Genomic DNA, 19,286 nt, shown 5'->3' with positions numbered 1-19,286 from the left:
GTGCTCACGAGACCTGCCGACCAGACCGCACGGTCGGCGGCACCGGGCGAAACGTTCCGGGCCCCGATGCCTATACGGTCTACGGAACGTGGAAATCGGAAACGTGGCGAAGGGGTCTGAAGCATGCCGTTGGCGACGGTGAACGGAATCTCGCTGAACTACCAGGTCAAGGGAGACCGGTCCAAGGGCACCGACGTCAAGGGGTCCGCGCCGCTGGTCGTCATGATCATGGGCACCGGCAGCGGCGGCCGGGTGTGGGAACTGCACCAGGTGCCCGCGCTGGTCGCCGCCGGATTCCGGGTCTGCACCTTCGACAACCGCGGCATCGCACCGTCCTTCGAATCGCCCGCCGGGATCACCATCGAGGACCTGGTGCGCGACACCGCCGCCCTCATCGAATTCCTCGACGAGGGACCGGCCCTGGTGGTCGGTCAGTCCATGGGCGCGCGGGTCGCGCAGGAACTCGCGCTGGCCCGGCCCGATCTGGTCCGCAAGGCCATCTTCATGGCCGGACACGCCCGGCTCGACCAGTTCCAGAAGACGCTCTCGTTCGGCGAGCACGAACTCGACGCCTCCGGCATGCGGCTGCCCGCCAAATACGAGGCCGCCATGACCGCCATCATGAACCTCTCGCCGGCCACCATGGCCGACCCGCACGCCGCCCGCGACTGGCTCGACCTGTTCGAATTCACCGGCGGCCCGGCCTCGCCCGGCGTGCGCGCCCAGCGGCGCATGGACCACGACTTCGACCGCACCCAGGCCTACCGGGCCATCACCGTGCCCTGCCTGTCCATGGGCTTCGCGGACGATCGGATGATCCCGCCCTACCTTTCCCGCGAAGTCGCCGATATCATTCCGGGAGCCCGTTACCACGAGGTTCCCGACGCCGGACACTTCGGCTACCTGGAACAACCAGAGGCCGTCAACAAGATCCTGCTCGAATTCTTCGCGGCCTGAACGAAGTGCAGGTAACCGCCCAGCGGTAACGCCTGCCTTGCTAGGGTCGAATCAACGTCGGGGGCTCGTTCCATCACTGCGGTGACTGGACGATCCGTCTACGTTCCCGTACACAGCGCCAGTATCCAGTGAGGTGAAATGAGCACCAACCCCTTCGATGACGAAGACGGCCGGTTCTTCGTCCTGGTCAACGATGAGGAACAGCACTCCCTGTGGCCCGCCTTCGCCGAGGTTCCGGCGGGTTGGCGAGTCGTTTTCGGCGAGGACAGCCGCGCCGCGTGCGTCGAGTACGTCGAGAAGAACTGGACGGACATGCGTCCGAAGAGCCTGCGTGACGCCATGGCGGCGGACGACGCGGCTCGTCAGGCGGCTCAGTCCTGACACCCTGCGGTTAGTCCGATACTGCGCGAACGGCTTCCGAACGCGGCTGGTCGATGCCACGAGCGTCGCCCGGCCGCGCTCCGGTCCTCCACGCAGCATCGTTCCGACCGGGACGCCGGCTTTTCCGCGCAGCCGGCCACCCCGGTTATGATGGCACCGCTTTCCGCCTCCTTAGCTCAGTGGTAGAGCACTCGCCTTGTAAGCGAAAGGTCGTCAGTTCAATCCTGACAGGGGGCTCAGCAGACAAGCAGGGCGAGGACCTCCGGGTCCTCGCCCTGCTGTCGTTCTGGGGTCCGGGGGCGCGGCCCCGCAGCACCACCGGGGGTTGATGTGCTCCTCGCAGGAAACTCCCAGGGAAGGGTCAGGTTCTTCGCGGGGGAAGCGCAGAATATGGCCTCATGACAGGTGTGCCCGTTCAGCCGCGCGAACCCGAGGCGAGGGTGCTCGTCGTTGACGACGAGCCCATGATCGTCGAGCTACTGTCGGTGAGCCTGCGGTATCAAGGGTTCGAGGTCGCGAGTGCCGCGAGCGGCACCGAGGGGCTGGACAAGGCCAAGACCTTCCGGCCGGATGCACTGATCATCGATGTGATGATGCCTGGGATGGACGGGTTCGGGCTGCTGCGGCGGCTCCGGGCCGACGGGATCGACGCACCGGTGCTCTTCCTGACCGCCCGCGACGACGTGGACGACAAGATCACCGGACTGACGCTCGGGGCCGACGACTACGTCACCAAGCCGTTCAGCCTCGAAGAGGTGGTCGCGCGGCTGCGGGTGATTCTGCGGCGGTCCGGGCGCTCGGCGCCGGAGACCAAGACGTCGCGGCTGCGGTTCGCCGATATCGAACTCGACGACGACACCCACGAGGTGTGGAAGGCGGGCGAACCGGTTGCCCTGTCGCCCACCGAGTTCACGCTGCTGCGGTACTTCCTGGTCAATGCCGGCACGGTGCTGAGCAAGCCGCGGATCCTGGACCACGTCTGGCGCTACGACTTCGGCGGCGAGGTCGGCGTGGTCGAAACCTACGTGTCCTACCTGCGCAAGAAGGTCGACACCGGACCGGATCGGCTCATCCACACCCTGCGCGGGGTCGGCTACGTCATGCGGGAGCCGCGCGGTAAGACGGCCAACGCGTGAACGCTGCCCCGCCGGTCGATGGCAAAGGCACGGCTCGCAGTCTCCGGGGCAAGCTCGCCGACCGGCTCGCCGCGGTGCCGCTGCGCACCACCCTGGTGCTCGCGCTGGTGTCCCTGGTCGGATTCGGGCTGCTGGTCTCGGGTATCGCGGTCACCTCGCTGATGCGCAATGTGCTGGTCGAACGCATCGACCGGCAGCTCTACGACGCCGCTCACAGCTGGGCCGCGCCCGGCGCGCAACGCCCGGAACCGCTGCCCACCGTGCGCGGGCGGGAACGGCCGCCGCACCTGTACTGGGTGCAGGTGCAGGATGCGACGGGCCAGGTCACGCTGAGCCTGTCGGCGGGCGCGCAGCAGCCCGAGGTGCCCGCGGACCTGGGCAATCGGCCGGAGACCGTCGGCTCGGTGGGCGCGTCCACCGAGGAGTGGCGGGTGCTGCGGACCGTCAACGAGTACGGCACCAGCACCATCGCGCTGCGCATGGACGAGACGAACTCGCTGCTGGACAAGCTGATCGTGCTGCAACTGGTGATCGGCGCACTGGTGCTGGCGGCGCTGGCGGCGGTGGCACGCATCGTGATCCGGCGCAGTCTGCGGCCGCTGCGGGAGGTCGAGCGCACCGCGGCCGCCATCGCGGGTGGTGACCTGCATCAGCGAGTTCCGGTGCGCGGCACCGACACCGAGGTCGACCACCTCTCACAGTCGCTGAACACCATGCTGACCCAGATCCAGCAGGCCTTCGCCGCCACCGAGGCCTCCGAGGAGGCGGCGCGGCGCTCCGAGGCCAAGATGCGGCGCTTCGTCGCCGACGCCAGCCACGAACTGCGCACCCCGCTCACCACCATCAAGGGCTTCTCCGAGCTGTACCGGCAGGGCGCGATCACCGATCCGGACATGCTGATGGACCGCATCGAACGCGAGTCCAAGCGGATGGGACTGCTGATCGAGGACCTGCTCATGCTGGCCCGGCTGGACGCGCAGCGACCGATCGAGCGGCGGCCGCTGGACCTGCTCATGATGGCCAGCGATGCCGTGCACAGTGCGCGCGCCCTGGCGGCGGCCCAGCGCCCGGAGGGTCCGGAACGCAAGATCGACCTCGAAATCCGGCCCGGGCCCGGCACTCTGGAGATGCTCGGCGACGAGACGCGGCTGCGGCAGGTGCTGGCCAATCTGATCAACAACGCGCTGGTGCACACCCCGCCCGAGGCGGAGGTGACGGTGCGGCTCACCCCGGCCGCCGACGAGGTGCTCATCGAGGTCGCCGACACCGGGCCGGGACTGGAGGCCGAACAGGCCGAGCGGGTCTTCGAACGCTTCTATCGCACCGACGCGTCCCGCAGCCGGGACAGTGGCGGTACGGGACTGGGACTGTCGATCGTGCATGCGCTGGTCGCCGCGCACGGCGGCAAGGTGTCGGTGACCAGCGAGCCGGGGGAGGGCACCACGTTCACCGTCCGGCTGCCGCGCGAACCGCGCTGAGCGGGGTGCCCGCGCCGGACGCGGGCACCCGGGTGCACTACGCGGGGACGTTCGCGCCGTAGCCGAGGTCGCGCAGGGCCTGCTTGATCATGGCCTGTGCCTCGTCGAGGGATTCCTTGCTGGGTTCCGGGTCCGCCCCGCTGATGTCGAAGTCACCCAGGTGGAAGGCCGGGAAGACGTGCATGTGCAGGTGAGGCACCTCGAGGCCCGCGATGAGCAGGCCCGCCCGCGGGGCGTCCCAGGCGGCCCGCACGGCCTGGCCGATCTTCTGGGCGACCCCGGTCAGGCGCGCGAAGGTGCCCGGATCGACGTCCTGCCACTGGTCGATCTCCTTGCGCGGCACGACAAGCGTGTGCCCCTGCGTCACCGGGGCGATCGTGAGGAAGCCGACGAATTCGTCGTCCTCCCAGACGAACCGGCCCGGCAGCTGACCGTCGATGATTGCGGAGAAAACAGAAGCCATGCCCCGGACCTTACGCGGGGAAGGACACCCCCGCGCGAACGCACAACAGACCGCTACCGATTGCGTCTGCCCAGCCCTTTAAGCTGTCTGCCGTGCGCGTACTCGTCATCGGTTCCGGAGCCCGTGAACATGCCCTCGTCCTGGCACTGCGCAAGGACCCGGCGGTGTCCGCCGTGTATGCGGCGCCCGGCAATGCCGGCATCGCCCAGCACGCCGAGGTGCGTGCGGTGGACGCCACCTCCGGGGCGGAGGTGACCGCGCTCGCCCAGGAGCTGGGCGTCGATCTGGTCGTGGTCGGGCCCGAGGTGCCGCTGGTGCTCGGCGTGGCCGACGCGGTGCGGGCCGCCGGGATCCCGGCGTTCGGCCCGTCCGCCGCCGCCGCGCGGATCGAGGGCTCGAAGGCCTTCGCCAAGGACGTCATGAACGCGGCCGGGGTGCGCACCGCGCACAGCGAGATCGTCGACCATCCGGGCGAATTGGATGCGGCGCTGGATCGTTTTGGGCCGACCTGGGTGGTCAAGGACGACGGCCTGGCCGCTGGCAAGGGCGTCGTGGTGACCCCGGACCGGTCGGTGGCCCGTGAGCACGGCGCCGAACTGCTCGAGCAGGGCCACCCGGTGCTGCTGGAGTCGTTCCTCGACGGCCCCGAGGTGTCGCTGTTCTGCCTGGTCGACGGCGAGACCGTGGTGCCGCTGCTGCCCGCCCAGGACCACAAGCGGGTCGGCGACGGCGACACTGGGCCGAACACCGGCGGCATGGGCGCGTACACGCCGCTGCCGTGGCTGCCGGACCAGACCCTGCAGGCCATTGTCGACGATGTGGTGAAACCCGTTGCGGCCGAGATGGTTCGCCGCGGCGTGCCGTTCAGCGGCCTGCTGTACGCCGGTCTCGCCGTCGGGCAGGCCGGGCCGGCCGTGGTCGAATTCAACTGCCGCTTCGGCGATCCCGAGACCCAGGCCGTGCTGGCCATGCTGGACAGCCCGCTGGGCGAACTGCTGTACGCCACCGCGACCGGCACCCTGGACCAGGTGCCCGCGCCGCGCTGGAAGGACGGCGCCGCCGTCACCGTGGTGCTGGCCGCCGAGAACTACCCGGCCCGCCCGCGCAGCGGCGATGTCATCACCGGAGCCGAATCCACCGGCACCGGAACCGAATCCGAGGTGCTGCACGCCGGCACCGCGCAGCGTGAGGACGGTGCGCTGGTGTCCGCGGGCGGCCGCGTGCTCGCCATCGTCGGCCAGGGCGCGGACCTCGCCGAGGCCCGCAAGAACGCCTACGACCGCCTGGCCGGAATCAAGCTGCCGGGCGGCCACTTCCGCACCGACATCGCCCTGGCCGCCACCGAGGGGCGCATCACCGTCCCGGCCTCCGCCTGAAAGGCGAATGCCGACCCGAAATCCGAATATCGCGCCTGGAGTTCGAATGCCAGCGCGACAACTGATTTCGCGCCGATCCGGGTAACTCCCCGGGTACCCCCGAAGTTGTTTCGGCCCTGAACCGTCGGCACGCGTCGCCAACGGTCAACGGCTCCCGAGCCGTGCGCTGAAGTTTCGGGGAGGCGGGGGAGCGGAGGCGGGTCAGCCGACGATGATGCCGTGTTGGGCCAGCCAGGGCTGTGGGTCGACGTGCTGGCCGTTGATGATGATCTCGAAGTGCAGGTGCGGTCCCGTCGAGTCGCCGCGGTTGCCGATGCGCGCGATCTGCAGGCCTGCCGGGACGCGCTCGCCGACCGACACCGAGAAGTCGTACATGTGCCCGTAGACGGAGATGGTGCCGTCGTCGTGGCGGATGCGCACCCACAGCCCGAAGCCCTGGGCCGGGCCCGCGTCGATGACGGTGCCCGCCGCCACCGCGTAGATCGGTGAGCCGAGCGGCGCGGCGATGTCGATGCCCGCGTGGAAGGTGCCCCAGCGCGCCCCGAATCCGGAGGTGAACACGCCCTTCGCGGGCAGCGCGAACCCGCCGGCGCCGGGAATCACGAAGCCGGGTGGCAGCGAACTGTCCGGTGACGGCGTCATCCACGGCTGCGGCCGCCCGGCGACGGCCGCCGCGGCCTCCGCCTTGGCCCGCTCCAGCGTGGCCGCCGCGGCCGCCGAGACCACCGCCTGCTCGCGCAGATGCTCACCGTTGTTGATGGCGTCCAGATACCGCTTCGACGTCTCCGGGGAGGCCTGCACCTGCAGCGGATACTGCACCGGAATCCGCAGCGCCACACCGGGACCCACGTCGGCGTCGGTGGGCAGCAGGCCCAGCGCGCCGTCCGCGCTCGCGAACACCAGCACCGCGACCACACCGCCGATCAGCACCCGGTGCCGAATGCTCCACGCGCGCACCACCGGCCACCGCCGCCGCGCTTCGGCCCGGCCCCGCCGCACCAGCTCGCCGGTCTCGGCCCACGAGCGCGGCCGCCGGGCCCACAGCTCGAGCGTGCGTTCCCGCGCGATCGGCGCGTAGATCCGCAGCCAGGCGATCGCCTGCTCCGCGAGCCGGACCACCGACCGCCGGGCCCATTCCAGCGCTTCCTGACCCCGCGACGGCTCGTCCTGGAATGCCAGTTGCGACCGCACACCCGGCGTATAGCTGTCCGTCGCGCCGGCTGTCCGCGGTGGCGCGGATTCGGGTGGGTGCGGGTCGGCCTCCGGGGCGGTCCCGGTGGTTGCTGGTCCCCCCTGCACAGCCGCCTCCTCAGGCATTCGGATGGCAGTTCCCGGACAGGCGGGGGAGTCGGTGCTCTACCGTCTGTCGAGTGCGTATCGAATCTCGCCGGTCGACCATTCCACCTTTTTACGTGATGGACGTCTGGAAAGCAGCAGCTGAACGGGCCCGGACACGCGGAGATGTGCTGGTGCTGGCGGCGGGCCAGCCGTCCACGCCCGCTCCGGCGGCGGTTTTGCGCGCCACCAAGGCGGCCATGGATTCCGAATTGCTGGGCTATACGGAGACATTCGGGACCCTGGCGCTGCGGGAGGCCATCGCGGAGCATCATCGCAGCACCTACGGGGTGCGCGTGGACGCGGACGATGTCGTGGTGACCACCGGTTCCTCCGGCGCGTTCACCCTCATCTTCCTGGCGGCCTTCGATCCCGGCGACACCGTGGTGGTGGCCCGGCCGGGTTATCCGGCTTACCGGAACACACTGACCGCGCTGGGCTGCGATGTGGTCGAACTGGACTGCGGGCCGGAGACCCGGTTCCAGCCGACGGTGGCCATGCTGGAGGCGCTGCCGGAGCCGCCCGCGGGCCTGATCGTGGCGAGCCCGGCCAATCCGACCGGGACCATGATCGCGCCGGAGGAGCTGGCGGCGCTGGCCCGCTGGTGCGACGAGCACGGGACGCTGCTCATCTCCGACGAGATCTACCACGGCATCGTCTATGCAGGCACCGAGCCGACCTCCTCGGCCTGGGAGACCTCTCGGGAGTCGGTGGTCATCGGCTCGGTGTCCAAATACTTCTCCATGACCGGCTGGCGGCTGGGTTGGATGCTGGTGCCGGAATCGCTGCGTCCGGCGCTGCAGCGACTGGCCTCCAACATGACGGTGTGCCCCCCGGCTATTTCTCAGTTCGCGGCGGTGCACGCGTTCGGCGCGGAAGCCAAAGCCGAACTGGACGGTCATGTGCGGCGCTATGCGGCGAATCGCGAGCTGCTGCTGTCGGGGCTGCCCAAGCTCGGCATCACCAACCTCGCCCCCGCCGACGGTGCGTTCTATGCCTACGCGGATATCGCTCACCTGACCGATGATTCGATGCGCTGGTGCACCGAGGTGCTCGACGCCACCGGTGTGGCGCTGGCCCCGGGCATCGACTTCGACACCCGCAACGGCCATCACACGGTTCGCTTCTCGTTCGCCGGAGCCGGCGCCGACATCGAAGCGGCACTGGACCGGTTGGAACGGTATTTGGCCTGATCTGCCAAGGAGATTGAGCGCAGTGGGCAAAATGAACACAGCGCCGGTGATGACTGGCACGATTGCACCGTGACCACTGCGACGACTCCGAAAGGCGAACGGCGTCGCCAAGCGCTGGTTTGTGCCGCCGCCGAGCTCCTGCTCGAAGGTGGCTTCGAAGCGGTCCGGCACCGCTCGGTGGCAACCCGGGCGGATCTGCCGCTCGCGTCGACCACCTACTACTTCGAATCGCTCGAGGATCTGATCGCGCGCGCGGTCGAGTTCTCCGGCAATGCCGAACTGGAGGCCATGCGCCGCCGCGTCGGCGAGGTGACGCACCGCCGGCGCGGGGCGGAGGCCACCGTGGAATTGGTGCTGGACCTGTTGGTGGGTCCGGAGATTCAGGACCTGGACGCGCGGGGCCAGCTGATCGCCCGCTACGAGCGCTCGGTCGCGTCCGCCCGCCACCCGGAACTACGAGAGGTCCAGCTGCGACTACGCAGCCAGCTGGACGAGCTGCTGACCGACGTGCTGCGCCGCTCCGACCGCGTGGTGCGCACCGAACAGACCCGCCGCCTGGTGGCGGTCGTCGATGGGGCGGTGGTGACCGCGCTCGGTGAACTCGACCCGCAGCCCCGGCGCATGGCGCGGGGCGCGCTGCTCGAGATCATCGACATCGTCGCCCCACCGGCATAACTCGGCCCGACTCCCGGGAACTCTCGGGAAGCTCCGGCCGGAGCGAATTTCCGCCGCGATGATGGCGGGGCAAACCGGTGGGAAACCCACCGGTAAACTGGGACAACGTGAGTCTTGTGCCGAACGTCCTTGCCACCCGCTACGCCAGCCCCGAGCTGGTTCATCTGTGGTCGCCCGAGAACAAGATCGTGCTCGAGCGGCGATTGTGGCTGGAGGTGTTGCGGGCCCAGGCCGAGTTGGGGGTGGATGTTCCGGCGGGGGTCGTCGAGGACTACGAGCGGGTCATCGATCGGGTGGATCTGCAGTCGATCGCGGAACGCGAGCGGGTCACCCGGCACGATGTGAAGGCCCGGATCGAGGAGTTCAACGCGCTCGCGGGGCACGAGCACGTGCACAAGGGCATGACCTCGCGGGATCTCACCGAGAACGTGGAGCAGCTGCAGATCCGGTTGTCGCTCGAGCATGTGTACGGCCACGGCGTGGCCATCGCGGCCCGGCTGGCGGAGCGGGCCGCCCAGTATCAGACGCTGGTGATGGCGGGCCGCTCGCACAATGTGGCGGCGCAGGCCACCACCCTGGGCAAGCGATTCGCTTCCGCCGCAGACGAATTGCTCATCGCGCTGACCCGGCTGCGGGAGCTGATCGACCGATACCCGTTGCGCGGCATCAAGGGTCCGATGGGCACCGCGCAGGACATGCTGGATCTGCTCGGCGGCGACGCGGCCAAGCTGGCGCAGCTGGAACAGAAGGTGGCCGGCCACCTGGGTTTCGCGAACGTGTTCACCAGCGTGGGCCAGATCTACCCGCGCTCGCTGGACCACGATGTGCTCTCCGCGCTGGTGCAGGTGGGCGCGGGCCCGTCCTCGTTCGCGCACACCATTCGCCTGATGGCGGGCCACGAGCTGGTCACCGAGGGTTTCCAGCCCGGCCAGGTGGGCTCCTCGGCCATGCCGCACAAGATGAACACCCGCTCGTGTGAGCGCGTCAACGGCCTGCAGGTGGTGCTGCGCGGCTACGGCTCGATGGCGGCCGAGCTGGCGGGCGCGCAGTGGAACGAGGGCGACGTCTTCTGCTCGGTGGTGCGCCGGGTCGCACTGCCGGACGCCTTCTTCGCCATCGACGGCATGATGGAGACCTTCCTGACCGTGCTGGCCGAATTCGGCGCGTACCCGGCCGTGGTCGACCGCGAGCTCAATCGCTACCTGCCGTTCCTGGCCACCACCCGCATCCTGATGGCGGCGGTGCGCGCGGGCGTGGGCCGTGAGACCGCCCACGAGGTCATCAAGGAGCACGCGGTGGCGGTGGCGCTGGCCATGCGTGAGCAGGGCCGCGAACCCGATCTGCTGGACCGCCTGGCCGCCGACGACCGCATGCCGCTGGACCGGGCCGCCCTGGATGCGGCCCTGGCGGACCGCTCCGCCTTCATCGGCGCGGCCGAGGCGCAGACCGCCGATGTGATCGCCCAGGTCCAGAAGCTGGTCGACGCGAATCCGGCGGCCGCCCGCTACACGCCGTCGCCGATCCTCTAGGGATACAACGACTCTCGCATCTCGCCCCCGGCTCCGGAACGGAGCCGGGGGCGAACGAGTTGCAGGCGAAGTCTTGCGGGGTCGCTCGCCCGGCCGCCGGGTCGAGTCGGGCGGGTGTGGGGCAGGGGGCTCTAGGCTCTGCGGGCATGAACCCTTACACGATCTTCTCCGACATCGTTGCCGGGCGGGCACCGTCGTCCAAGGTGTACGAGGATGAGGACTGCCTGGCGTTCATGGATATTCGGCCGGTGACGCCCGGGCATGTGCTGGTGATTCCGAAGATGCCGGCCCGGAGCCTGGCGGAGCTGGATCCGGCGTTGGGCGGCAAGCTGTTTCAGGTGGGGCAGCGCATCGCGGCGGGCCTGCGGGAGTCCGAGGTGCACTGTGACGGAGTGAATTTCTTCCTGGCCGACGGGGTCACGGCGGGGCAGGAGGTGTTCCACGTGCATCTGCACGTGATTCCCCGCACCCCGGGCGACGGGTTCGGGCTGCGGGCGCGGCCGACCAGTCCGGCGCGCGCGGACCTGGATTACCTGGCGGGATCCATCAGGGGCGCATTGTCCCGAATTGCCACCGACTGATAGCCGATGCGCATTACCATATCCGGACTGCGTGGTTAGCCAACGACACGCCATAGCCCCATTCCCGCGCGTCGCAATAGTCACTCGAGTTACGTTTGATGGTGATTGTGGTGGGCTGATGAAGGTGGGGACATGCGTCGAAGAGTCGTTGCCGCAGCTGTTTTGGCGATCGCTGCGGGTTTGCTTTATCCGGTGGCCGCCCCGCCGGCAATCGCACACGCGGGCCAGGTCGTCCGCGTCGACCAGCTGAGCGCCACCCGCTCGGCGATCTTCATCGACTCCGCGGCGATGGGCCGCACCATCCAGGTGCAGGTGCTGCATCCCGCCGGCAGCGGCGACCGCCCCACCTACTACCTCCTCGACGGCCTGGATCCCGGTGCGACGCAGAGCACCTGGACCAATGCCACCGACGCCGAACCCTTCTTCCAGGGCAAGGACGTGAACGTGGTGCTGCCCATGGGCGGCCAGGCCAGCTACTACACCGACTGGGTGTCCGACGACCCGCGCTTCGGCCGCTACAGGTGGGAAACCTTTCTGACACAAGAGCTTCCGCCCATCATCGACGAATACTTCGCCGGTAGCGGGGTGAACGCCATCGGTGGTCTGTCGATGGGCGGCATCGCGGCCTTCGTGCTGGCGGTGCGGCATCCGGAGCTGTACCGGGCGGTGGCGGGCTACAGCGCCTGCCCGGACACCACGATCGCGCAGGGCGCCATGATGTTCTCGGTGGCCAATCGCGGCGGCAACCCGCTCAATATGTGGGGCGCGCCGGGTGGTCCGGCGTGGACGGAGCACAATCCGGCGGTGCTGGCCGAGGCGCTGCGCGGCAAGACCATCTTCCTGTCCACCGGCACCGGCCTGCCCGGCCCGCACGAGCTGGAGATCAAGCCGCAGCTGCCGGAGAACATCTTCTTCGGCGGCCCCATCGAATTCGGGGTGGACGCCTGTGTCACCGCGTTCGAGCAGCGGTTGCGTGCCATGAACATTCCGGCGCGGGTGGAGCACTCGCCGGTGGGCACGCACTCGTGGTCGTACTGGCAGGACACCCTGCACGAGTCGTGGCCGACCATCGGCGCGGCGATAGGGGCCTGAACAGTGTTGTGCCCGGCTCGTTTCGAGCCGGGCACACCCGAATCAGGCTCCAGGCCGGTTGAATTCGCCGTCCTTGGCCCCGGCAACGAAGGCTTCCCATTCGCCGGGGGTGAAGATCAGTACTGGCCCGTCTGGATTGCGTGAGTCCCGCAATCCGATGTTTCCACTGGCCAGAAAGGCGATCTCGACGCCGTCGGCGGTGTCGTCTCCGCGCCGCCACACCGCATCGGCCTCGATGACGCGGTTCTTCGCTTCCACTGTCGGCCTCCCCTGTGCGCACCAGCAGTACTGGTCGGTGATGTAGATCGCACTCATAATGCCAGGGTTTGTGAGGGCTTCGGATCGGATATTCCATCTTCTGTCAGTGGAAGGAGGTATGTGGTGCGCACGCCATGGTCCCCGCAACGAGCCGCCCCGGTCTCCGACAGCTGTGCGGTGGTTCCCGAGCGCTTCACAGCGGAATTGGCCCACAGCATTCTCCGGATCCACCGGAGTTGCCCGACCGACCAATGTGCTCGTCGCAAGGCCGCCGTTTTCTACCTCTACGAGCAGCATCAGCACGCCAACGCGACGCGGCAGCGACGGTTACGGTGACGGCTACCGTGCGGATCCCGCGCTCGACCGGCGCGGGAGCCGCACCCACGCCCGGTACCGCCGGGTCGGGGGCCCGCGGTGGAGGATCGCTACTAACGTGGTGCCCATGGCTTTGGACAGTGGTAGCGCGATCTCAGTAGACGACGCGGTGGTGGCGCCGATCGCCAAGCGGGCTCCGATGGAGCGCGTGCACCACGGGGATGTCTTCATCGACGAGTACGAGTGGCTGCGGGAGAAGACGGATCCCGAGGTCATCGCGTATCTGGAGGCGGAGAACGCCTATACCGACGCGCAGACCGCGAAGCTGGGCCCGCTGCGGGAAAAGATCTTCGAGGAGATCAAGTCGCGGATCCAGGAGACCGATCTGTCGCTCCCGACCCGGATGGGCAAGTTCTGGTACTACTCGCGCACCTTCGAGGGCAAACAGCACGGCGTGCACTGCCGCTGCCCGATCGCCGGTCCGGACGACTGGACCCCGCCCAAGCTGGAGGCGTCGGCCACCATGCCCGGCGAGGTGGTCCTGCTGGACTCCAATGAGCTGGCCGAGGGCCACGACTATTTCGCGCTCGGCGCGTTCTCCATCAGCCACGCCGGTGACATGCTGGCCTACTCGGAGGACACCTCCGGTGACGAGCGCTATGTCCTGCGCTTCAAGAACCTGACCACCGGTGAGCTGCTGCCCGACGAGATCACCGGCGTCACCCAGGGCGCGACCTGGTCGCTCGACGGCGCGTACGTCTTCTACTCGACCTACGACGACGCGTGGCGGTCCGACACCGTGTGGCGGCACAAGCTGGGCACGCCGATGTCGGCCGATGTCCAGGTTCTCCATGAGCCGGATGCCCACTACTCGGTGGGCGTGACGGCGACCAATTCGGAGAAGTATCTGCTGCTCTACGTCGAATCCAAGATCACCACCGAGAACTGGATCCTGGAGGCCGACAACCCCGAGGGCGAATTCCGGCTCATCATGCCCCGGCGCGAGGGCGTCGAGTACTCGGTCGATCATGCGGTGGTGGGCGGCGAGGACAAACTGCTCATCCTGCACAACGACGTGGTCGACGGGGTCAAGGCCGAGAACTTCGTGCTCGCCGAGGCGCCGCTGCACGATCCGACCAACCAGACCATCCTGATTCCGCACCGCGACGATGTCCGCCTCAACGGCCTGGAGTCCTTCTCCGACAAGCTGGCGGTCAGCTATCGGCGCGACGCGATGCAGCGGGCCGCGGTCTGGCCGCTGACCGAGACCGGGTACGGCGAACTGCACGAGATCGATTTCGGTCTCGAGCTGTTCGACTCCGGGTTCGGCGCCAACCCGGAGTGGGAGCAGCCGATGCTGCGGGTCGGGGTCACCTCCTACATCACCCCGATGAAGATCTTCGACTACGTGCCCGACACCGACGAGCTGCTGCTGCGCAAGGAGCAGGTGGTGCTCGGCGACTACAACCCCGACGACTATGTGCAGCACCGGGATTGGGCGGTGGCCGCGGACGGCACCCGGGTGCCGATCTCGGTGGTCATGCGCAAGGATGCCGAGGGTGGGTCCGGGGGCGAGGGCGCTGCGCCGAAACCGTTGCTGCTCTACGGCTATGGCTCCTACGAGGCGCCGATGGATCCGTACTTCTCGGTGGGGCGGTTGTCGCTGCTGGATCGCGGCATGGTCTACGCGGTCGCGCATGTCCGCGGTGGCGGCGAGATGGGCCGGCGCTGGTACGAGGAGGGCAAGAAGCTCGAGAAGAAGAACACCTTCACCGACTTCGTAGCCTGCGCACGGCATCTGGTGGATTCCGGTGTCACCGCGCCGGACCGCATGCTCGCCGAGGGCGGCAGCGCGGGCGGGCTGTTGATGGGCGCGGTGGCGAACCTCGCGCCCGAGCTGTTCGCGGGCATCCTGACCAATGTGCCCTTCGTGGACCCGCTGACATCCATCCTGGACGAGTCGCTGCCGCTGACCGTCACCGAGTGGGACGAGTGGGGTAATCCCCTGGCGGACAAGGAAGTCTACGAGTACATGAAGTCCTACGCGCCCTACGAGAACGTCGAGGCGAAGGACTATCCGGCGATCCTGGCCATCACCGGGCTCAACGACACCCGCGTGCTCTACGTGGAGCCGGCCAAGTGGGTGGCCAAACTCCGCGCCACCAAGACCGGCGATGCGCAGCTGCTGCTCAAGACCGAGATGAGCGCGGGTCACGGCGGTGTCAGCGGCCGCTACGAGAAGTGGAAGGAGGCGGCCTTCGAGCTCGCCTGGCTCCTCGACACCGTGGGCCTGGCCGGCGCCTAGGCTCCGAGTCCGGAACATGAGGCGGCGGCGGGATTCCCGGCGCCGCTTCGCGGTATTCGGTTGCCGCGGTTGTTATCCGGTGGTGGCCGGACTCTCGGCCGCGCTCACTTCTTGCCGGCCTTGGTTTTGGCGGGCTTGGTTTCGGCCGGGGTCTCGGCGGTCTTCTTACCGTTGATCGTGGCCTCGGCATCGGCCTTGGACCGCACCGGTTTCGCCTTGGGGGTGGGGACGACCGCCCGTGCGTTGTGCGGGAAGCCGCCCGCCTCCTCGCGGGTGAGCGAGGTCGTCATCGGGTGCTTGCCGAGCACCTGCAGGCTGCGGTGCAGGTCGGCGAGCAGCAGGTCGGCCATGTCGACGGTGAAGCCGTGGCGCAGCACCGCGCGCATGATGATCTCGTTCTCGCGGTCGGCGGGCAGCGGGTAGGCGGCGATGAGCCAGCCGCGGGTGCGCAGCCGATCGGACAGGTCGTAGAGGTTGTAGTCGGCGCCGTCGGCCAGTTTCCACGAGACGGCGGTGATGCCGCGGCGCGGATCGGCATCGTGGATGAGCTCGAACGGCCCGGCCTCGGCAATGCCCTTGGCCAGGTGCTGGCTCGCGGTGTAGATGGCGGTCTGCACATTGCGGTAGCCGGTGCGGCCCAGCCGGATGAACTCGTAGTACTGGGTGACGGCCTGCCCGCCGGGCCGGGAGAAGTTCAGGTTGAAGGTGGGCATATTGCCGCCGAGGTAGTCGACGTTGAAGATGAGCTCTTCGGGCAGATCCTCCTTGGTCCGCCAGATGGCCCAGCCCGCGCCCAGCGGTGCGAGACCGGTCTTGTGGCCGGAGGCGTTGATGGACTTGACCCGCGGAAGCCGGAAATCCCAACAGATTTCGGGTGCGCAGAACGGGGCGAGGAAGCCGCCGCTGGCCGCGTCGACGTGGATGGGAATGTCGAGTCCGGTCGCGGCCTGCAGCGCGTCGAGCGCCTTGCTGATGCCCTCGACGTCCTCGAACAGACCGGTGAAGGTCTGGCCGAAGGTGGGCACCACCATGATGGTGTTCTCGTCGCAGTAGGCGTCGATTTCATCCGGGTCAATGGTGTAGCGCCCGCCGCGCAGCGGGATCTGGCGGATCTCCACGTCGAAGTAGCGCGCGAACTTCTCCCAGCACACCTGGACCGGGCCGCACACGAAGTTGGGGGTGCCGGTGCCGCCGCGCTTGCGCCAGCGGAATTTGGCGGCCAGGCCGCCCAGCATGGCGGCCTCGCTGGACCCGGTGGTGGAGGTGCCCAGCGTGCCCCCCGGATCGGGGGAGTTCCACAGGTCGGCGAGCATGTGCACGCCGCGCTGCTCGAGTTCGGCGGTCTGCGGGTACTCGTCCTTGTCGACGATGTTCTTGTCGAGGCATTCGTTCATCAGCCGCCGTGCCTGGTCGTCGACCCAGGTGGTGCAGAAGGTGGCCAGGTTCATCCGGGAGACGCCGTCGAGCATCAGTTCGTCGTGGACGATCTGGTAGGCGACCTGCGGGAAGATCTCGTGCTCCGGGAAGCCGCGGTGCGGAGCCGCGCGTCTGATGCCGGGCATCGCGTAGACGTCGTCGGGTTCCGTGGTGCCGGTCATATGGCCTCCGATCGAGATTCGGCATGGGTTTGCCGAGATGATGGTAGCCACTCGGTCATGATCGAAACTGGTTCGGCCAGCTACCGTTTCGTAATCAAGAGAAAGTTGCTGAACGGTTACTATTCAGCACTATGGACTATCAGCATGTCATAGCGCAGGCGATGTCCGCCACGCAGCCGCACCTCGGGGCGGGTGCGGTAGCCGATCAGCTGCTGACCGACACCGTCGACCGCGATCGCGCCATCTCCTATCCGATGTCGAGCTTCGGAAACCTGCGCACTCTGGAAACAATCGGTCACCTGAAGAAGGGTGAGACCGTGAAACCCGATACCGCCAAGTGATCAGGAGGATGTGATGACCACGACCGCAGGGGTGCAGGGGGATTCGAAGGTGGCCGCGTTGCGCGCGGCCGTCAAGGAACTCATGCCGCGTGCGAAAAGCGATCTGGCGCAGCTCGTCTCGTTCAAATCGGTGTACGATGCCCGGCAGTTCCCGATCGAGGAGTGCGAGAAGGCCGCGCGGTGGGTGGCCGATGCGTTCGAGGCGGAGGGGCTCACCGAGGTGGGTCTGTACGAGACCCTGGACGGCAGCAATGCCGTCGTGGCCCGCAGCCGGGGGCCGCAGGGCGCGCCGACCGTCATGCTCTACTGCCACTACGACGTGCAGCCGCCGCTCGACGATGCCGCGTGGCAGACGCCGGTCTGGCAGCTCACCGAGAAGGATGGCCGCTGGTACGGGCGCGGCGCGGCCGACTGCAAGGGCAATATCGTCATGCATCTGACCGCGCTGCGGGCGCTGCGCAAGGTGTACGGCGACGAGTATCCGGTCGGGCTGGTGCTGGTCTCGGAGGGCTCCGAGGAGCAGGGCACCGGCGGCCTGGAGGAGTTCGTGCCCGGCAATGCCGACCTGCTGCGCGCCGACACCCTGATCATCGGCGACTGCGGCAATTTCGCGGTCGGCGTGCCCACCTTCACCCAGACCCTGCGCGGCACGGTGAATGTGGTCGTCACCGTCGAAACCCTGTCCGGCCCCTTGCATTCCGGCATGTTCGGCGGTCCCGCGCCCGACGCGCTGGCCGCCATGATCCACCTGCTCGGCACCCTGCGCGACGTCGACGGCAACACCACCATCGACGGGCTGCGCAATGACCAGGTCTGGCAGGGTCACGAGTATCCGGTGGGCCGATTCCGTTCCGACGCGGGCGTTCTCGACGGCGTCCATCTGCTGGGCAATGGCGAGGTCGCCGACATGCTCTGGGTCCGTCCGGCGCTCACGGTGCTCGGTATGGACGTCCCGCCCGTGGTCGGCTCCTCGGCGGCCATCCAGCCCAGGACCCGGGCCCGCCTCAACCTGCGTATCCCGCCGGGCACCAATCCGGAGGACGCGCTGAAAGCCCTGACCGCACACCTGAAGTCGCACGCGCCGTGGCACGCGAAGGTGACGGTCGAGACCGAGGCCACCGGCTCGCCGTTCGTCGGCAGCACGGACGGCCCGGCGCGGCGGGCCATGTCCGCGGCCATGGAGGCGGCCTACGGGCGTCCCGCCACCACCGAGGGGCAGGGCAGGTCGATCCCGCTGTGCAATGTCTTCGCCGACACCTATCCGCAGGCGGAGATCATGCTCATGGGCGTGGAGGAACCGAAGTGCCTGATCCACGCGCCCAATGAGAGCGTCGATCCGACGGAGATCGAGCACATGGCCCTGGCCGAGGCGCTGTTCCTGGCCTCCTACCGCTGACCCGGGGCGAGGCGGATTCGCCACGAATCCGCCTCGGCCGCAGTGGGTTACACAGCTCGCGCCGCCGGGCGGTGGCCGCTCCCGCCCGGCGGTGCGACATCAGAATTCCGCGTGATTCTCGGGTTCGATGATCTTGAATTCGGTATTGGCCGGACTCATTTCATTCAGCCGACCGAAATAGATGCCCTGTGCTTCGGGGGCGATGATGCCGTAGTGGATGGGGAACGCGACCCGCGGATTTACCGCACGCAGGTAATCCACGGCCTCACTGATGCGCATCCACGGGGCGACCGCGGGAATGGCGAGAACGCCGACCGGAGTCGGCGGAACCCAGAGTGAATCACCGGGATGGACGAGTTGTGCGGGATCGTCCGGAGTGCCGAGTTGGAAGACGGTGTTGTCGATAACGGGGATCTCCGGATGGATGACCGCGTGCCGGCCACCGCCGCCGGTAATTTGGACATCGCCGACTTCGAGAATATTTCCGGCATGCACCGGCTCCCACGGCTCGCCCCGCAGCAGCGCGGTCTGCGGATCGGACAGCAGCCTGGCCTGCGGGTTCGCCTCGATCAGCGCCTGGATCCGATGCGGGCAGATGTGATCGGGATGCTGATGCGTCACCGCAATGGCATCCAATCCGGTGAGGCCTTCGAATCCGTGCGAGAAAATGCCCGGATCGAACAGGATCTTGCTGCCGTTGAGCTCCACGAGAATGCAGGAATGTCCGAAATGGGCTATGTGCATGATTCAACGGTAGCCCGCGGGGCTGTGGTGTGGACCACGGACGGCACGACCCGGCGGTATGTCCGCCGCCCCCGCCAACTACGCTGATCAGCGATACCCCCCGCCCGGCAGGCATGCATGCCGGGCACCGCCC

At 68.2% G+C, this 19,286-nt stretch carries 18 protein-coding genes and 1 tRNA gene; 14 read left to right on the top strand and 5 right to left on the bottom strand.

Going from position 1 to position 19,286, the window contains the following annotated elements; all coding sequences use genetic code 11:
• The first annotated feature begins 123 nt into the window (after positions 1–123).
• The 5 genes from AB0L60_RS02845 (at position 124) to AB0L60_RS02825 (ending at position 3,952) form a co-directional block, all read left to right on the top strand.
• Positions 124–957 (top strand): alpha/beta hydrolase, encoded by an 834-nt coding sequence (locus tag AB0L60_RS02845; RefSeq protein ID WP_364606158.1) that lies wholly within the window; start codon positions 124–126, stop codon positions 955–957.
• Between the two features lie 138 nt (positions 958–1,095).
• A complete protein-coding gene (locus AB0L60_RS02840) occupies positions 1,096–1,338 on the top strand; it encodes an MbtH family protein (protein WP_019931522.1) in 243 nt (80 codons plus the stop codon).
• Positions 1,339–1,503: 165 nt separating this feature from the next.
• A tRNA-Thr gene (locus AB0L60_RS02835) sits at positions 1,504–1,575 on the top strand.
• 161 nt (positions 1,576–1,736) lie between these two features.
• Positions 1,737–2,474: a response regulator transcription factor gene (locus AB0L60_RS02830; protein ID WP_354831085.1), complete on the top strand. Its 738-nt coding sequence runs from the start codon at positions 1,737–1,739 to the stop codon at positions 2,472–2,474.
• Positions 2,471–3,952 (top strand): ATP-binding protein, encoded by a 1,482-nt coding sequence (locus AB0L60_RS02825; protein ID WP_364606153.1) that lies wholly within the window; start codon positions 2,471–2,473, stop codon positions 3,950–3,952. Before AB0L60_RS02830 ends, AB0L60_RS02825 begins: the two co-directional genes overlap by 4 nt.
• Positions 3,953–3,989: 37 nt before the next feature.
• Here the strand turns inward: AB0L60_RS02825 and AB0L60_RS02820 are convergent, their stop codons facing one another.
• On the bottom strand, positions 3,990–4,415 hold the full coding sequence (locus AB0L60_RS02820) for an HIT family protein (RefSeq protein WP_364606150.1): 426 nt from the start codon (positions 4,413–4,415) through the stop codon (positions 3,990–3,992).
• Between the two features lie 92 nt (positions 4,416–4,507).
• Between AB0L60_RS02820 and purD the strand changes: the two genes are divergently transcribed.
• On the top strand, positions 4,508–5,791 hold the full coding sequence (purD, locus tag AB0L60_RS02815) for a phosphoribosylamine--glycine ligase (protein WP_364606147.1): 1,284 nt from the start codon (positions 4,508–4,510) through the stop codon (positions 5,789–5,791).
• Between the two features lie 201 nt (positions 5,792–5,992).
• On the opposite strand, the gene AB0L60_RS02810 is transcribed toward purD, so the two are convergent.
• Positions 5,993–7,090, bottom strand: coding sequence for a M23 family metallopeptidase (locus AB0L60_RS02810; RefSeq protein WP_364606144.1), 1,098 nt, complete (start codon positions 7,088–7,090; stop codon positions 5,993–5,995).
• A 71-nt stretch (positions 7,091–7,161) separates the two neighbouring features.
• Here AB0L60_RS02810 and AB0L60_RS02805 point away from each other — a divergent pair, with 71 nt between their 5' ends.
• The 5 genes from AB0L60_RS02805 (at position 7,162) to AB0L60_RS02785 (ending at position 12,196) form a co-directional block, all read left to right on the top strand.
• Positions 7,162–8,319: a pyridoxal phosphate-dependent aminotransferase gene (locus AB0L60_RS02805; protein ID WP_364606141.1), complete on the top strand. Its 1,158-nt coding sequence runs from the start codon at positions 7,162–7,164 to the stop codon at positions 8,317–8,319.
• Between the two features lie 69 nt (positions 8,320–8,388).
• Positions 8,389–8,994 carry a TetR family transcriptional regulator gene (locus AB0L60_RS02800; protein ID WP_364606138.1) on the top strand — a complete coding sequence of 202 codons (606 nt, stop codon included), beginning with the start codon at positions 8,389–8,391 and terminating at the stop codon, positions 8,992–8,994.
• 107 nt (positions 8,995–9,101) lie between these two features.
• The gene (purB, locus tag AB0L60_RS02795) at positions 9,102–10,523 is read left to right on the top strand and encodes an adenylosuccinate lyase (RefSeq protein WP_364606135.1); all 1,422 of its coding nucleotides are present in this window, start codon (positions 9,102–9,104) and stop codon (positions 10,521–10,523) included.
• A 146-nt stretch (positions 10,524–10,669) separates the two neighbouring features.
• Positions 10,670–11,104 carry an HIT domain-containing protein gene (locus tag AB0L60_RS02790; protein WP_364606132.1) on the top strand — a complete coding sequence of 145 codons (435 nt, stop codon included), beginning with the start codon at positions 10,670–10,672 and terminating at the stop codon, positions 11,102–11,104.
• 132 nt (positions 11,105–11,236) lie between these two features.
• Complete coding sequence (locus AB0L60_RS02785) at positions 11,237–12,196, top strand: alpha/beta hydrolase family protein (RefSeq protein WP_364606129.1); 960 nt, start codon at positions 11,237–11,239, stop codon at positions 12,194–12,196.
• Positions 12,197–12,238: 42 nt separating this feature from the next.
• On the opposite strand, the gene AB0L60_RS02780 is transcribed toward AB0L60_RS02785, so the two are convergent.
• Positions 12,239–12,511: a DUF397 domain-containing protein gene (locus AB0L60_RS02780; RefSeq protein ID WP_083868551.1), complete on the bottom strand. Its 273-nt coding sequence runs from the start codon at positions 12,509–12,511 to the stop codon at positions 12,239–12,241.
• Between the two features lie 385 nt (positions 12,512–12,896).
• On the opposite strand from AB0L60_RS02780, the gene AB0L60_RS02775 reads away from it, so the two are divergent.
• Positions 12,897–15,074, top strand: coding sequence for a S9 family peptidase (locus tag AB0L60_RS02775; RefSeq protein ID WP_364606126.1), 2,178 nt, complete (start codon positions 12,897–12,899; stop codon positions 15,072–15,074).
• A gap of 104 nt (positions 15,075–15,178) precedes the next feature.
• On the opposite strand, the gene AB0L60_RS02770 is transcribed toward AB0L60_RS02775, so the two are convergent.
• Positions 15,179–16,672, bottom strand: a complete 1,494-nt coding sequence (locus AB0L60_RS02770; protein WP_364606123.1) for a glutamate decarboxylase — start codon at positions 16,670–16,672, stop codon at positions 15,179–15,181.
• A 131-nt stretch (positions 16,673–16,803) separates the two neighbouring features.
• Between AB0L60_RS02770 and AB0L60_RS02765 the strand changes: the two genes are divergently transcribed.
• Positions 16,804–17,013 carry a hypothetical protein gene (locus tag AB0L60_RS02765; protein ID WP_364606120.1) on the top strand — a complete coding sequence of 70 codons (210 nt, stop codon included), beginning with the start codon at positions 16,804–16,806 and terminating at the stop codon, positions 17,011–17,013.
• Positions 17,014–17,026: 13 nt separating this feature from the next.
• Positions 17,027–18,409 (top strand): dipeptidase, encoded by a 1,383-nt coding sequence (locus tag AB0L60_RS02760; RefSeq protein WP_364606117.1) that lies wholly within the window; start codon positions 17,027–17,029, stop codon positions 18,407–18,409.
• Positions 18,410–18,508: 99 nt separating this feature from the next.
• Here the strand turns inward: AB0L60_RS02760 and AB0L60_RS02755 are convergent, their stop codons facing one another.
• The gene (locus AB0L60_RS02755; RefSeq protein ID WP_364606114.1) at positions 18,509–19,153 is read right to left on the bottom strand and encodes an MBL fold metallo-hydrolase; all 645 of its coding nucleotides are present in this window, start codon (positions 19,151–19,153) and stop codon (positions 18,509–18,511) included.
• Positions 19,154–19,286: the final 133 nt, after the last annotated feature.

It is taken from the genome of Nocardia sp. NPDC051981, assembly GCF_040680715.1.
GTDB lineage: Bacteria > Actinomycetota > Actinomycetes > Mycobacteriales > Mycobacteriaceae > Nocardia.
Note: the sequence above shows the minus strand (reverse complement) of the source record. Positions and strands in the feature narration are given on the sequence as shown.

Bases quoted from the DNA above. Each gene is read 5' to 3' on its own strand.
- AB0L60_RS02845 (WP_364606158.1), top strand. From the start codon at position 124: ATGCCGTTGGCGACGGTGAACGGAATCTCGCTGAACTACCAGGTCAAG.
- AB0L60_RS02840 (WP_019931522.1), top strand. From the start codon at position 1,096: ATGAGCACCAACCCCTTCGATGACGAAGACGGCCGGTTCTTCGTCCTG.
- AB0L60_RS02830 (WP_354831085.1), top strand. From the start codon at position 1,737: ATGACAGGTGTGCCCGTTCAGCCGCGCGAACCCGAGGCGAGGGTGCTC.
- AB0L60_RS02820 (WP_364606150.1), bottom strand. From the start codon at position 4,415: ATGGCTTCTGTTTTCTCCGCAATCATCGACGGTCAGCTGCCGGGCCGG.
- AB0L60_RS02790 (WP_364606132.1), top strand. From the start codon at position 10,670: ATGAACCCTTACACGATCTTCTCCGACATCGTTGCCGGGCGGGCACCG.
- AB0L60_RS02785 (WP_364606129.1), top strand. From the start codon at position 11,237: ATGCGTCGAAGAGTCGTTGCCGCAGCTGTTTTGGCGATCGCTGCGGGT.
- AB0L60_RS02780 (WP_083868551.1), bottom strand. From the start codon at position 12,511: ATGAGTGCGATCTACATCACCGACCAGTACTGCTGGTGCGCACAGGGG.
- AB0L60_RS02775 (WP_364606126.1), top strand. From the start codon at position 12,897: ATGGCTTTGGACAGTGGTAGCGCGATCTCAGTAGACGACGCGGTGGTG.
- AB0L60_RS02770 (WP_364606123.1), bottom strand. From the start codon at position 16,672: ATGACCGGCACCACGGAACCCGACGACGTCTACGCGATGCCCGGCATC.
- AB0L60_RS02765 (WP_364606120.1), top strand. From the start codon at position 16,804: ATGGACTATCAGCATGTCATAGCGCAGGCGATGTCCGCCACGCAGCCG.
- AB0L60_RS02760 (WP_364606117.1), top strand. From the start codon at position 17,027: ATGACCACGACCGCAGGGGTGCAGGGGGATTCGAAGGTGGCCGCGTTG.
- AB0L60_RS02755 (WP_364606114.1), bottom strand. From the start codon at position 19,153: ATGCACATAGCCCATTTCGGACATTCCTGCATTCTCGTGGAGCTCAAC.